Origin of the sequence: Pseudomonas caspiana, from assembly GCF_040224095.2 — a bacterium.
In the GTDB taxonomy this organism is placed as follows: domain Bacteria; phylum Pseudomonadota; class Gammaproteobacteria; order Pseudomonadales; family Pseudomonadaceae; genus Aquipseudomonas; species Aquipseudomonas caspiana.
On record NZ_CP167995.1, the window covers coordinates 1,826,661 to 1,839,679 of the forward strand.

Here is a 13,019-nt window from a genome sequence, read left to right on the forward strand (position 1 = left end):
GGGATGTACAAGGTTTACGGCGATTACAAATCGGGAAACTGCTACAAGATCAAGCTGATGCTCAACTTGCTGGGTGTTGAATACCACTGGGTGGCGGTGGATATCCTCAATGGTGAAACCCAGACCGCAGCCTTTCTGGAGAAGAACCCCAACGGCAAGATTCCAGTACTGGAGCTTGAGGACGGCACCTGTTTGTGGGAGTCCAACGCGATCCTCAATTTTCTCGCCGATGGTAGCCAGTACCTGCCAAGCGAACCGCGACTGCGTACTCAAGTGCTGCAATGGCAGTTCTTCGAGCAGTACAGCCATGAGCCAAGCATCGCCGTCGCTCGCTTCATCCAGTTTTATCTGGGGCTGCCTGAGGAGCGTCTGGAGGAATATCGTTCGTTGCATAAAGCCGGTTACCGCGCGCTGGCAGTGATGGAGCAGCAACTGAAACGCACGCCGTTCCTGGTCGGCGATAACTTTTCCATCGCAGACATTGCGTTGTACGCGTACACCCATGTTGCCCATCAGGGCGGTTTCGACCTGACGCCATATCCTGGCATCGAGCAATGGCTGGAGCGTGTGAAGGCGCAACCTGGTTACGTGGGGATGCTGGACTGATCGAAATGGATGCCTGAAAAGCCGGTCACGCAACATGACCGGCTTTTTTATGTCCGATTGTTTAGCAGGGCTGAAATCACTTGGCTGTGTCAGCACAGGCATTTAGTCTGCGCGCCCTTCGGGAGCGACCCCGTGACCCGATATCAACGACTTCAGGAAAGGAATTCCCTATGCGCTTTTCAATGATGGCAGTGCTGATGTTCATGGCGCTGGGTATTGGTTGCTCTGCTTCTGCGAAAACAGAAGATTGTGATGCCAACCAGGCCGCGATGAACCAATGCGCGAGCAAGCAACTGGCGACACTGGACGCGGAGCTGAACACGCAATACAAGGCGCAAATGGCGTACTTGCAGACGCCCGCGAAGCAGCAGGCGCTGAAGAGCGCGCAGCAGAAGTGGATTGCTTTCCGTGATGCGGATTGTACGTATCAGGTAGGTAAGCCTGAGGACTCCGGCTCTATCTGGCCACTGCTGCAGTCCCGGTGTCTGGCTGAGCATACCCAAGTCCGGGTAGACCAGTTGAAGGCTTATGCGGCGTGCCGTCAGGAGGGCTGCCCGAACTGATGTCGGGCAGCGGGGCGTGAATCAGACCGTAGCGAAACGCTGATTCAGATAGTCGATGATTACTTTGGATTCGTACATCCAGGTAGTCTTGCCGTCTTCTTCGATACGCAGGCAAGGGACTTTGATCTTGCCGCCTTCATTGAGCAGGGTCTGACGATCGTGCTCATTGTTTTTGGCGTCGTGCAGTGCCACCGGGACGTTGAGCTTGTGCAGGGTACGACGGGTTTTGACGCAGAACGGGCAAGCATTGAACTGATACAGGCTCAGATTCTTTGCTGACTGCTCGACGGCAGCCTGGGCCTCGGGCGTGCGTTTTTTCTTCGCCGGGCGGGTAATGAAGTCGCCGAAGATCACCAGTTGGCCAAGGCCAACCCTCAAAGCTTTTATAAACACGTGAAGACCTCGCGAGAAACAGGCGGGAACGTATCGCCCATGGCCCGGCGAGTGGTCAGCCGGGCAGGGCGTCAGTCACTTGATGAGGCTGAGGAACTCGCTGCGGGTGGCAGCGTTTTCGCGGAATTCGCCGAGCATGACCGAAGTGATCATCGACGAGTTCTGCTTTTCGACACCGCGCATCATCATGCACATGTGCTTGGCTTCGATTACCACGGCAACGCCCACTGCGCCGGTCACTTGCATGATCGCTTCGGCGATCTGGCGGCTGAGGTTTTCCTGGATCTGCAGGCGGCGGGCGTACATGTCCACAATGCGTGCGACCTTGGACAGACCCAGCACCTTGCCATTAGGGATGTAGGCAACATGCGCCTTGCCAATGAACGGCAACAAGTGATGCTCGCACAGCGAATACAATTCGATGTCCTTGACCATCACCATTTCGCTGGCGTCGGAGCTGAACAGGGCACCATTGGTGACCTCTTCCAGCGTTTGCTGATAACCGCGACACAGATACTGCATTGCCTTGGCAGCGCGTTTGGGAGTGTCGAGCAGACCTTCGCGGGAAACGTCTTCCCCCAGTTGGCCAAGGATCGCGGTGTAGTTCTGTTCCAGTGTCACAGGGGTTGTTCCGTAAAAGGTAATGCTGTCCGCAGCGGTACCGTGTCGATAACCAACATTTGCACGACATGGCCAGGCTGATCAGCAAGAAATGCAGGGCAAGCCTGCGTTGCGCGACATAGTAACGTAGGACAGGCGGCAATTGTATCGCTCGATGTCGGTAGGTTGCCTTCCAGACCGCTTTCACGGGGTCACGGCAGTCTTGTGGTGAGACGATTGCTACTTGATATTGGGCAACAGTCGTACTTCCACGCGTTGTCCCAAAGCACGTGCTGCACTGGCCAGGGTTGCCAGAGTCATCCCCGCGTCGCTCTCATCAAGGGCGCGGTCCACCACTGTCCGGCTGGTATGCATCCGCTCGGCGAGGTCTTTTTTGGTAACTTTCTGAAGCCTCATCGTTTCTGCAAGCTGCCAGGATATGACTCGTTTCAGTGCCGCAGCGGTGACTTCTTCGACAAGATCCTGTTCCGCAAGAAAATCGTCGAAGTCAGATCCTACGTTCTCGTTCATCATTGGCTCCTCATAGCCGCGACTTGCGCTGTCGTGCAGTCGTTAAATCCGTTGAAGGTGTCTTCTGGCTTTTTTTGATGAAGCCGTGAAGCAATACCATTTCGCAAGCTGTGATCGTGAACAGTACCCGGGCAATGGTATCGCCAAGATCAACCCTGACCTCCCAGAGCCCGGCTTCAAGCTTTCGAACAACGGGCATACCCATCGGCCATCCGAGTTGGACGGCTTTTATATCAATCCCGATCAGTCGCCTGTGCTGGCGTTAGATTTGATAGCCATTCACGAACCGGCTCATTGCCAGCGTCTGTGCAGAAGAAACGTACGGCGAGAACAGGTGTGTCATCAGGCATGAGGATGCAGTGTACCTAAATAGGTGCATATGGCAATGGCGGAAGACTTGCGGATGCCTACTGTAGTCACTGATGATGAGAGACGGTGGTAGATATGTATCCAATCGCTTACCAAGCCCCTACCAACCCGCGACAGAAATAACCCCTCACACGCTGTCTGAACGAGCAGGTAACAAATACCTGTCGCATGAGAGAGTGAAGTGATGTTTGGTCGAATGATGAAAGTGGCAATAGTGGTTGCTGTGCTGTCTACCGTCTCAGGCTGCTGGCCATTCTGGGGTCCAGGCGGGCCCGGCGGGCATGGAGGCGGTGGCGGGCACGGTGGCGGCGGTCACTATGAAGGTGGCGACCGCGGTGGTCCAGGTGGTGGCGGCCCTGGCGGACGACCGTAACGAACCCGGAGTGTGTTCAGGCTGCGACGGGTTACTCGTCGCGGCCTTCCATCATGGTCCGCTTCAGGATCACGTAAACCGCTCCCGCGCCGCCGTGCTTCGCCTGGCACGAACAGAATCCCAACACCTGGGGATGTTGTCGCAACCAGGTGTTGACGTGGCTTTTGATCATAGGGCGTTTGCCGTCCAGTCGCACCGCCTTGCCATGAGTGACGCGCACGCAGCGGATTTCCAGCTTGGTGGCTTCGGCGAGAAACTCCCACAAGGTTTCCCTCGCGACCTCGACGGTCATGCCGTGCAAATCCAGGCTGCCCTCGAAGCTGATCTGACCGAGCTTGAGCTTACGCATCTGGCCTTCCTGCACGCCATCGCGGGACCAACTCAATACATCCTCTGGCCCGACGTCGATCACGAACTGATCCGACAGTCCATCGACTCTTACTGAATTGGTGCGCACCGTTGCGGACTGACGCAGTTTGGCCAGGAGTTTACGGTCGGTTTTCGGTTTGCCGACATCGGCATATTCTTGCTTGATGGGCTTGACGCCGCGTAACTCTTTTTTGAACAGGGAAAAATCGTCGTCTTGCATGTCAGCCTCCGCGAAGGGGGCTAGTTTAACCAAGTCGTGGTCTGCGGCGTGATTAAAACGCCGCTTTTGGCAACTCGGGTCTGCCCCTGCAAAAAATCACTGACATGACGCGATTTATCGTAAGGCCCGGGAAAGGGGCCGTAAATTCGATGGGTATCCATTGGCAGGAACATTTGGCAGGAACATTGTCCTCGCGGCTAAAGCCAGTCCTACCGCACGACATTCCCGACAGGAACTACCGCTCAATCATTCTTCTTCATCAAATGCGGCGACATGTTCAGACCGTTTTTGCGGCGGCGGCCCAGTCGGCAGCGGCGCCATAGCCAGACGCCGACGTAGAGCACCAACAAACCACCGAACACTACCAACGCTGCGCCCAGCGGACTGGCATTGAGTTCACCCAATACTTGCGGGCGGCCAATCAGGATGGAAACACCGGCCATCGCCAGCAATACGCCGAAAGTGGCCAACAGGGCAGCAATGGCCGAACCAATGCGCACGCCCCAACTACCCGGTCCTTTTGGACGCAGGCGACGGGCATCAAAACCGTCGGATACTTTCATTCCGATTTCCTCCAGAGTATCGGGGTCTGACTCGCATAAAGGGCGGCTGGTTCCCGCAGGGAGGGATTGAAGGGCAGAAGGCGGGCATTAATGGATGGGCGGTTATGTGAACGGCGTCACATGACCGCTATTGCGGCGGTAGCGCGGGGGAACCTGAGCAAGGCAGTCCGGCATGGAGTGGTGACACTCTTAGCCGGGCAGGACAGTTGACTTCTGGAGGCTGGTGCTTCAGATCAGGTCTTTGGTAAGGGCCAGAGTCGCAAAGTTATCGTTCATGATCGCCATTTCGGTGCGATGAACGATATGGGCGCTGACCACGCCGTCCGGGCTCGGCAAGTCGCGGGTTGCGCAAGCGTCGTCCACCAGGGTGCAGCGATAGCCGTAATCCTTTGCTGCGCGCACGGTGGTGCTGATGCTCGAATGGCTCATGAAGCCGCAAACGATCAGGTCAAGATGACCCAGGCTTTGCAGCAGGTCATCCAGTCCGGTGCCGTTAAAGGCATTGGGCAGACGCTTTTCCACTACCTGCTCGCCTTCATGTGGCTTGAGGTCTGGCATGAACTCGCCGCGCTCGCCTTGCGGATCGAACAGGCCACCGACTGTGCCGAGATGGCGGATATGCACGATCGGGCATTTTCCAGCGCGGGCGGCTGCTACCAGCTGGCAGATGTTCGCCGCAGCTTCATTTACTCCGGTCAGGGCCAGCGGACCGCTGAGATATTCTTTCTGTGCATCGATAATAATCAGCGTGGCATTACTCAAAGTGGCCGCTGCATAGCCACGGCCGCTGAGTTGAAACATGGTCTTTGGATCGGACATCTGGGGCTCCTTTGTGTGGGGCTTTTGCGACATTCTCCTCCGCTGGAGCGGTTCTGGGAATGGCGACGATGAGAAGCTCCGGATTCTCTGGCCTGTAGCGGCGTTGGTTGATCCAGGCGGATAGCATTATGCCCTGATTGAAAAGCCGCGTATCCATAACCATCGTCGAACATGAGATGCGTCAGAAATGGGTGGATCAGTAATGGCACGGGGGCATCGTGTGATACGTTCCTGGCTGCTAGAATCCCAAGACGTATTCCAAGGAGCTTGTCCCAGTGATCACATCCCGCTTGCGCACTGTGCGCGACCATATCCGTTGGGCGGTTAGTCGCTTTCACGAAGAAGACCTGTTTTTTGGGCACGGCACCGATAACGCCTGGGACGAGGCGCGCCAGTTGGTTCTGGGCGCCTTGCACCTGCCTTGGGAAATTGCCGACAGCTATCTGGATTGCCGGCTGGAGCTTGATGAAATCTCCGAGCTTCAGCGTTTGATTGCACGCCGCATTGATGAGCGCGTGCCAACGCCTTATCTGCTGGGTGAGGCATGGTTCTGCGGGATGTCGTTCATTGTCGATGAGCGTGTACTGATCCCTCGCTCACCGATCGCCGAGCTGATCGAAAACCACTTCGCCCCTTGGCTGGCGGACGAGCCAGCCCGCATTCTGGACCTGTGTACGGGTTCTGGCTGCATCGGTATTGCTTGCGCCGACGAGTTTCCGGAGGCCGAAGTCGTGTTGGCCGACCTGTCGTTTGAAGCGCTGGAAGTTGCCAACCAGAACATCGAACGCCATGGCGTTGACCAGCGTGTCTATACCGTTCAGGGCGATGGCTTTGATGGCCTGCCGGGCCAGCGTTTCGACTTGATCGTCTCCAACCCGCCTTATGTCGACTCCGAAGATTTTTCGGATATGCCGGACGAATACCAGCACGAGCCGGAACTTGCCTTGGCTTGCGGCAGTGATGGTCTGAATCTGGTGCGACGGATGTTGAGTCAGGCGGCGAATCATCTGACCGAAAAGGGTCTGTTGATTGTTGAAGTTGGCAACAGTCAGGTTCACGTCCAGGCGCTGTACCCGGAAGTTGACTTCACCTGGCTGGATTTCCTGCGCGGCGGTCACGGCGTTTTCATGCTCAGCGCTGCCCAGTGCCGGGAGCATCAGGCATTGTTTGAATCGCGGGTCTGATTGATCAGATTCAAGGCGCTCTCGGTGAGCGCCTTGAGTTTGAAGGCTAGCGGTGGGTTGCAATCCAGATCAGCAACCCGGCCTGGAAGACTGCAAAAGTAACCAGGCAGGCAATAGTGAAGCGCAAGCCGCTGTCTTCACGTTTGTACTTGCCGACTCGATCCTCGTGCTGACGGATCAACCCTTCCTGCTCAATCATCTTCTTCTCGGCGCCCTCCAGCATCTGTGAGGCCTCGAGAATTTCGATGATTTGAATCTTGTCGTTGTTCCAGGTGCTGTGCAGGTTGCCCACCTGGACTTCCTTGAAACTGCCCTTCATGTGCTGCGCATCAGCATAGGCAACTTCGAATCCCTGAGTTTTCAGGAAGTGGTCGCGGCGCAAGCGGGTGTCTTCGTTCAGGCCGTCCTTGCTAGGCAGGGCAAACGTTTCGACTTTGTAGGCCGACCATTTTTTCTGCGCCCAGTGGATACCCTGAGCAATCAGAAAACGCCCGATGCCACGGTTCCATGGCTCGATCTGCAAACCGGAATCGGGCCCGAAGCGCACGATATGCTTTTCATGATCGACCCAGACATCCAGATGATTCTGTTCACGCCGCACCCGTTGGCCTGGCAATTGAATGTTCAGGCGCAGCAGGCTCAATTCCTTGCTGTGGCGCTCGGCACGACCAAACTGGACAAAGCGCAACGGCCGGCCACCTGTGGCACGGTCGGTCTGCAGCGGGGCCAGGCGCAGCATCAGAAAGTGTTCCGGCTTGACGTCGTCCCACAACTGCGCAGGCGCCGAGGCTTGAGCTTCAGCGGCTTTGGTGTCTTCAATGGTGTCGGGTAATGCTGTTGTTTCTGTCATGTTTACGGCGATCCTGTCCTTGACCCTGTGCAGCAAACACAGTGCCAGCAAATCCCTATCGGCCGTTTTTACGAGTCCTGAAGGGTGTCCGTGATTTCCTGACGTCAAATTTCCATGGTTACGCCGCAGGCACGGCGTCTATGAAACGCAAAATCCGTGTGGAAAGCTCACTCGACAGCGGCAGTTGCGGATCTTTGTACGACGCCAGCTGACGCTTGATGTCGTTCGGCACGATACGTAACACGTGGTTCATGCCTTCGATCAAGGCCAGTTCGGCATCGGGTTTCGCCTTTTTCAATAGCTCGGCGTCACCGACACCCACCTGAATATCATGGCGACCCTGCACGATCAGCGCCGGGACTTGCAGCTTGCCGAACGCCGCGGCCGGGTCCTGACGGAACAACGAAATCAGATACGGCTGAACACTGGGCCGGAACACCACTTCAAGTTCGGCCGGAACATCGTTGTCGGTCTTGCCCGCCTTGATTTCGTCGATCAACTGATTGCTGCGCAAGAGCAGTGGCGGTGGCAGACGGTATTGCAGTTGCTCGCGTAACACTTGATCTACTGGGCGGCCGGTGCCAGCCACGGAGATCACAGCGGCAGCACCGGCTTTTTCAGCCGCCAGAGCCGCCACCAGTGCGCCCTCGCTGTGGCCCAGCAGGATCAATTGACCCAGACGTGGGTCAGCCTTGAGTTTCTGGCCCCAGGCTTGTGCATCGGCAACATAGGCCTCAATGCTCAGGTTGCGCTCATCCGGGGTCGCTGCCTTGCTGGCGGCAACGCCGCGTTTGTCATAACGCACGCTGGCGATGTTGTGTTTGGCGAGGATGCGCGCCAGGCGTTTCATGCTGTCGTTGCGCCCGCCGTCGGGATTGTTGCCATCGCGGTCCGTAGGGCCGGAACCCGCGATGATCAACACCACGGGCACCGGTTCAGTGGATTTGGGCAGCAACAAGGTACCGGACAACTCGCCCGTCGCGGTTTGCAGGACGATGGGTCGCTGCAGTACGGATGGGGTGGCAGCATGAGCAAGCCCGGTGAGCAGGGGAAGAATCAAAGCGATAACTCGTAGCATCGTTGGGCCACTATCTGTTTGGATGCCGATTGGACGCGGCCAGACGAATAAGGTTCGAGGATGAACTACACGAGCAGCCTGCGTATACTGGCGGGTCTGTTTATATCGATCTGGTTTTTTCGCTGATTTATCGGAGCGTCCGCATGTCCGGCAACACCTTCGGCAAGCTGTTCACTGTCACCACCGCCGGCGAAAGCCATGGTCCGGCGCTGGTTGCTATCGTTGACGGCTGCCCGCCGGGCCTTGAGCTGTCGCTGCAAGACCTGCAAATTGATCTGGATCGGCGCAAGCCCGGCACCAGTCGCCACACGACCCAGCGCCAGGAAGCGGATGAAGTTGAAATCCTTTCCGGCGTTTTCGAAGGCAAAACCACCGGCACCTCCATTGGCTTGCTGATTCGCAACACTGATCAGAAGTCCAAGGATTATTCGGCGATTCAGGAACAGTTCCGTCCGGCCCACGCTGACTACACCTACCACCACAAGTATGGTGTTCGTGATTATCGCGGCGGCGGTCGCAGCTCGGCGCGGGAAACAGCCATGCGCGTGGCGGCTGGCGCTATCGCCAAAAAGTATCTGGCAAAGATGGGCATCGTGGTACGCGGTTACATGAGCCAGCTCGGGCCGATCGATATCCCGTTCAAGACCTGGGATTCGGTTGAGCAGAATGCGTTTTTCTGCCCGGATCCCGACAAGGTTCCGGAGCTGGAAGCCTATATGGACCAGTTGCGTCGTGATCAGGATTCAGTCGGCGCAAAAATCACGGTCGTTGCTGAAGGCGTGATGCCGGGCCTGGGCGAGCCGATCTTCGACCGTCTGGATGCTGATCTGGCTCATGCGCTGATGAGCATCAATGCAGTCAAGGGAGTGGAAATCGGCGCCGGTTTCGCCAGTGTTGCGCAACGCGGCACCGAGCACCGCGACGAGCTGACGCCTGCAGGTTTTCTGTCGAACAACTCTGGCGGCATTCTCGGCGGTATTTCCTCAGGTCAGCCGATTGTGGCGCACCTGGCGCTCAAGCCGACCTCCAGCATCACCACGCCCGGGCATTCGATTGATGTTCACGGCAACCCGGTAGATGTGATCACCAAGGGGCGTCATGACCCATGCGTCGGCATTCGCGCCACGCCGATCGCCGAGGCCATGATGGCTATCGTGCTTCTTGATCATCTGCTGCGTCATCGTGGCCAGAACGCCGACGTCCGAGTGACCACGCCTGTGCTGGGTCAGCTGTAATGCCCGATGGCGTTGCTGCTGCCAAGGGCAACTGACGTGACGCAATCCCCGGCTGGACAGTTGCCTTATTGGCGGCTGTCCAGTTTTTACGTTTTCTACTTCGCCTTGCTGGGCTCTACCGCGCCATTCCTGCCGTTGTACTTAAGCCACCTCGGGTTCTCCAGCGCGCGCATTGGCGAGCTGGTGGCGATCCCGATGCTGATGCGTTGTGTTGCCCCAAATATCTGGGGTTGGCTAGGGGATCACACCGGACGTCGATTGGTGATCGTGCGGCTAGGAGCTATCTGTGGGCTACTCGCGTTTTCCCTGATTCTGATCGAGCAAAGCTACCTTTGGCTGGCGATGGTCATGGCTCTGCACGCGTTCTTCTGGCACGCAATCCTGCCGCAATTCGAAGTCATTACCTTGGCGCACTTGCGCGGGCAGACGTCTCGTTACAGCCAGATCCGGTTGTGGGGCTCAATTGGTTTCATCCTGACCGTAGTCAGCGTGGGGCGTTTATTCGAGTGGTTGAGCCTCGACTATTTCCCTTATTTACTGGTCGCTATCATTTTCGGGATTGTCATCAGCAGTTGGTGGGTGCCCAATGCGCAGCCGATCGTGTCGACGAGTCATGCTGAAACGGGTGGTTTTTTCCGGCAACTGACTCGTCCAGGAGTGTTGGCTTTCTACGCCTGCGTCGGGCTGATGCAATTGAGTCACGGCCCGTACAACACATTCCTGACGCTGCATCTGGAGCAGTTGGGTTACGCCCGAGGGTTGATCGGGTTGCTTTGGGCGGTCGGCGTCGTTGCTGAGGTGCTGATGTTCATGGCCATGAGCCGGATATTGCAGCGCTTCTCGGTACGTCAGGTACTGTTGACGAGTTTTTTGTTGGCGGCGTTGCGCTGGCTGTTGCTGGGTAATCTTGCTGACCATCTGACGGTGCTGCTCTTCGCCCAATTGCTGCATGCTGCCACGTTTGGCAGCTTTCACGCGTCTGCCATCCACTTCGTGCAACGTAGCTTCGGCTCGCAGCAACAAGGTCAGGGACAGGCGTTGTACGCGGCTTTGGCCGGGACGGGTGGTGCGTTGGGCGCGCTTTACGCCGGTTACACCTGGAACTTCCTTGGCGCCGGCTGGACATTTACCATCGCCAGTGCTGCGGCACTGGCTGCTGCCGTGATGGCAGCTACACGAATGAAAGAGGAGCGGGCATGAGCCGCGAACAACTGAGTCAGGCAATTATCGACGCCGGCCGTTTTCTGTACGGTCGTGGCTGGTCACCTGCTACCAGCAGTAATTACTCGGCGCGGCTGTCTGCCACTGAAGTGCTGTTGACGGTGTCGGGCAAACACAAAGGCCAGTTGGGCATTGACGATGTGCTGGCCACTGATCTTGAAGGCAACAGCCTGGAGGCTGGCAAAAAGCCGTCTGCGGAAACCTTGCTGCATACGCAACTCTACAGTTGCAAACCGGAAGTTGGTGCAGTGCTGCACACCCATTCGGTCAACGCGACGGTATTGTCGCGTCTGACCAAGGCCGATCATCTGGTCTTTGAAGACTATGAGCTGCAAAAGGCCTTCAGTGGCGTGGTGACTCATGAGTCGCGAGTAGTGGTGCCCATTTTCGACAACGATCAGGATATCGTGCGTCTGGCGGCGAAAGTGCAGCCCTGGCTTGATGCACACCCTGATTGCGCGGGTTATCTGATTCGCGGCCATGGCTTATATACCTGGGGCGCGAAGATGAGCGACGCACTGCGGCAGATCGAGGCTTTCGAGTTCCTCTTTGAGTGCGAACTCAAGACACTTGCCGTACTGAACCGATAACGTTTTTTTAGCGTTCAGCCTGAGCGACCTGTAAAAGTCGCAGGGCACATTGAACCGAGCCGAACCGAACTGAGGAGCGCCGCCATGAGCAGCCTGTATGTTTATCACCAGTCCAGCCCTGAGCAGCCCGATAAAGTCCTGACCCATCTGGAAGACATCGCTTCGACCCTCGCCGAACATGGAGTGGGTTTTGACCGCTGGCAGGCCGCGACCCCAATTACTCCGGGTGCCAGCCAGGAGGAGGTGATCAGCGCTTATCGCGTGCAGATCGACAAGCTTATGACCGAACGCGGTTATGTCACCGTCGATGTGATCAGCCTCAACAGTGATCACCCGCAAAAGGCCGAGTTGCGCGCCAAGTTCCTTGATGAACATCGCCATTCCGAAGACGAGGTGCGCTTCTTCGTCGCCGGGCGCGGTCTGTTCACTTTGCATATCGGCGAGTATGTCTACGCCGTGCTGTGCGAAAAGAACGACCTGATTTCGGTTCCAGCGGGCACGCCGCACTGGTTCGATATGGGTGAGAATCCGCATTTCGTGGCGATTCGCCTGTTCAACAACACTGAAGGCTGGGTCGCGAATTTCACTGGCGAGAAAATCGCTAGCCAATTTCCTCAGCTTGACGATTTATAGGATTCGGTGTTCATGACCATCAAAGCAGTCCTGACTGATATCGAAGGCACCACCAGCGCGGTCAGTTTTGTCTTCGACGTGTTGTTTCCGTACGCGGCAAAACATCTGCCGGATTTCGTCCGTCAGCAGGCCTCTCGCCCTGACGTCGCCACGCAGTTACAAAAGGTGCGTGAAGACAGCGCCGAGCCGGATGCCGACGTCGAGCGTGTCATCGAGATTCTTCTGAGCTGGATTGCCGAAGATCGCAAGGCCACACCGCTCAAAGCGCTGCAAGGCATGGTATGGGAGCAGGGTTACGACGCCGGTCAGCTCAAAGGCCATGTTTACCCTGACGCGGTGCACGCGCTGCAGAGCTGGCATCGGCAAGGTTACGGGCTTTACGTCTATTCCTCTGGCTCGATTCAGGCGCAGAAGCTGATCTTCGGCTGCTCTGAAGCGGGAGATCTTTCGGCCTTGTTCAGCGGCTACTACGACACGACTTCCGGGCCCAAACGTGAGGCGCAGTCGTACCGCAACATCACCAAGGACATTGGCTTGCCGGCAGAAGAGATCGTTTTTCTTTCGGACATCGTCGAGGAGCTGGATGCCGCAAAGGCTGCCGGCATGGCCACTTGCGGCCTGGTACGGGAGGGGGGTGAGTTAGCGGGCCACGTCAACGTGGTGAGTTTTGCCGATATAGACCTCGCGTCACTTTGATCCTCCGAGGCAACCGTCCTGCTTGCGGGTTAGCGGCGGTCGCCATCCGCTAACTCGGTCTTTTAAGCCGATTATCTGTCGACGCAAGTAAGCCTCGTCCTGCTGAAAAGTAGGACGAGGCTTTTA

The 13,019-nt window shown here is 57.0% G+C and carries 17 protein-coding genes and 1 pseudogene; 9 read left to right on the plus strand and 9 right to left on the minus strand.

Going from position 1 to position 13,019, the window contains the following annotated elements; translation table 11 throughout:
- Positions 1 to 3: 3 nt before the first annotated feature.
- Together ABRP31_RS08260 and ABRP31_RS08265 are read left to right on the plus strand one after the other, a co-directional pair.
- Positions 4 to 606 carry a glutathione S-transferase family protein gene (locus ABRP31_RS08260; RefSeq protein ID WP_087266958.1) on the plus strand — a complete coding sequence of 201 codons (603 nt, stop codon included), beginning with the start codon at positions 4 to 6 and terminating at the stop codon, positions 604 to 606.
- A 170-nt stretch (positions 607 to 776) separates the two neighbouring features.
- Positions 777 to 1,169 carry a lysozyme inhibitor LprI family protein gene (locus ABRP31_RS08265; protein ID WP_087266962.1) on the plus strand — a complete coding sequence of 131 codons (393 nt, stop codon included), beginning with the start codon at positions 777 to 779 and terminating at the stop codon, positions 1,167 to 1,169.
- Between the two features lie 21 nt (positions 1,170 to 1,190).
- Here the strand turns inward: ABRP31_RS08265 and ABRP31_RS08270 are convergent, their stop codons facing one another.
- The 4 genes and pseudogenes from ABRP31_RS08270 to ABRP31_RS08285 form a co-directional block, all read right to left on the minus strand.
- Positions 1,191 to 1,562, minus strand: a complete 372-nt coding sequence (locus ABRP31_RS08270) for a glutathione S-transferase N-terminal domain-containing protein (RefSeq protein ID WP_158099112.1) — start codon at positions 1,560 to 1,562, stop codon at positions 1,191 to 1,193.
- A gap of 75 nt (positions 1,563 to 1,637) precedes the next feature.
- Complete coding sequence (folE, locus tag ABRP31_RS08275; protein ID WP_087266964.1) at positions 1,638 to 2,183, minus strand: GTP cyclohydrolase I FolE; 546 nt, start codon at positions 2,181 to 2,183, stop codon at positions 1,638 to 1,640.
- Between the two features lie 219 nt (positions 2,184 to 2,402).
- A complete protein-coding gene (locus tag ABRP31_RS08280; RefSeq protein WP_087266968.1) occupies positions 2,403 to 2,693 on the minus strand; it encodes an XRE family transcriptional regulator in 291 nt (96 codons plus the stop codon).
- Positions 2,694 to 2,703: 10 nt separating this feature from the next.
- A pseudogene (locus tag ABRP31_RS08285) lies at positions 2,704 to 3,043 on the minus strand (type II toxin-antitoxin system RelE/ParE family toxin).
- Positions 3,044 to 3,246: 203 nt separating this feature from the next.
- On the opposite strand from ABRP31_RS08285, the gene ABRP31_RS08290 reads away from it, so the two are divergent.
- Positions 3,247 to 3,435, plus strand: a complete 189-nt coding sequence (locus ABRP31_RS08290; RefSeq protein ID WP_087266971.1) for a hypothetical protein — start codon at positions 3,247 to 3,249, stop codon at positions 3,433 to 3,435.
- Positions 3,436 to 3,466: 31 nt separating this feature from the next.
- Here the strand turns inward: ABRP31_RS08290 and ABRP31_RS08295 are convergent, their stop codons facing one another.
- The 3 genes from ABRP31_RS08295 to ABRP31_RS08305 all read right to left on the minus strand — a co-directional run bounded on the left by ABRP31_RS08295 (position 3,467) and on the right by ABRP31_RS08305 (position 5,406).
- On the minus strand, positions 3,467 to 4,024 hold the full coding sequence (locus ABRP31_RS08295; RefSeq protein WP_349970532.1) for a Smr/MutS family protein: 558 nt from the start codon (positions 4,022 to 4,024) through the stop codon (positions 3,467 to 3,469).
- A gap of 242 nt (positions 4,025 to 4,266) precedes the next feature.
- On the minus strand, positions 4,267 to 4,587 hold the full coding sequence (locus ABRP31_RS08300; protein WP_349970533.1) for a hypothetical protein: 321 nt from the start codon (positions 4,585 to 4,587) through the stop codon (positions 4,267 to 4,269).
- Positions 4,588 to 4,815: 228 nt separating this feature from the next.
- Entirely contained in the window at positions 4,816 to 5,406 is a 591-nt protein-coding gene (locus ABRP31_RS08305; protein ID WP_087266980.1) for a cysteine hydrolase family protein, read from the minus strand.
- Positions 5,407 to 5,681: 275 nt separating this feature from the next.
- On the opposite strand from ABRP31_RS08305, the gene prmB reads away from it, so the two are divergent.
- Positions 5,682 to 6,590, plus strand: a complete 909-nt coding sequence (prmB, locus tag ABRP31_RS08310; protein WP_087266983.1) for a 50S ribosomal protein L3 N(5)-glutamine methyltransferase — start codon at positions 5,682 to 5,684, stop codon at positions 6,588 to 6,590.
- A 46-nt stretch (positions 6,591 to 6,636) separates the two neighbouring features.
- Here the strand turns inward: prmB and ABRP31_RS08315 are convergent, their stop codons facing one another.
- Together ABRP31_RS08315 and ABRP31_RS08320 are read right to left on the minus strand one after the other, a co-directional pair.
- Positions 6,637 to 7,440: a hypothetical protein gene (locus ABRP31_RS08315; RefSeq protein ID WP_087266986.1), complete on the minus strand. Its 804-nt coding sequence runs from the start codon at positions 7,438 to 7,440 to the stop codon at positions 6,637 to 6,639.
- 118 nt (positions 7,441 to 7,558) lie between these two features.
- Positions 7,559 to 8,518 (minus strand): alpha/beta hydrolase, encoded by a 960-nt coding sequence (locus ABRP31_RS08320; protein ID WP_349970534.1) that lies wholly within the window; start codon positions 8,516 to 8,518, stop codon positions 7,559 to 7,561.
- 143 nt (positions 8,519 to 8,661) lie between these two features.
- Here ABRP31_RS08320 and aroC point away from each other — a divergent pair, with 143 nt between their 5' ends.
- The 5 genes from aroC to mtnC all read left to right on the plus strand — a co-directional run bounded on the left by aroC (position 8,662) and on the right by mtnC (position 12,893).
- Positions 8,662 to 9,753, plus strand: a complete 1,092-nt coding sequence (gene aroC / locus ABRP31_RS08325) for a chorismate synthase (protein ID WP_087266992.1) — start codon at positions 8,662 to 8,664, stop codon at positions 9,751 to 9,753.
- A gap of 6 nt (positions 9,754 to 9,759) precedes the next feature.
- Complete coding sequence (locus ABRP31_RS08330) at positions 9,760 to 10,953, plus strand: MFS transporter (RefSeq protein ID WP_372489343.1); 1,194 nt, start codon at positions 9,760 to 9,762, stop codon at positions 10,951 to 10,953.
- Positions 10,950 to 11,564: a methylthioribulose 1-phosphate dehydratase gene (locus tag ABRP31_RS08335; protein WP_349970536.1), complete on the plus strand. Its 615-nt coding sequence runs from the start codon at positions 10,950 to 10,952 to the stop codon at positions 11,562 to 11,564. The genes ABRP31_RS08330 and ABRP31_RS08335 overlap by 4 nt, the downstream gene beginning before the upstream one ends.
- Before the next feature lie 84 nt (positions 11,565 to 11,648).
- Positions 11,649 to 12,197 carry an acireductone dioxygenase gene (locus ABRP31_RS08340; protein ID WP_349970537.1) on the plus strand — a complete coding sequence of 183 codons (549 nt, stop codon included), beginning with the start codon at positions 11,649 to 11,651 and terminating at the stop codon, positions 12,195 to 12,197.
- Between the two features lie 12 nt (positions 12,198 to 12,209).
- The gene (gene mtnC / locus ABRP31_RS08345; protein WP_349970538.1) at positions 12,210 to 12,893 is read left to right on the plus strand and encodes an acireductone synthase; all 684 of its coding nucleotides are present in this window, start codon (positions 12,210 to 12,212) and stop codon (positions 12,891 to 12,893) included.
- The last annotated feature ends 126 nt before the right edge of the window (positions 12,894 to 13,019 follow it).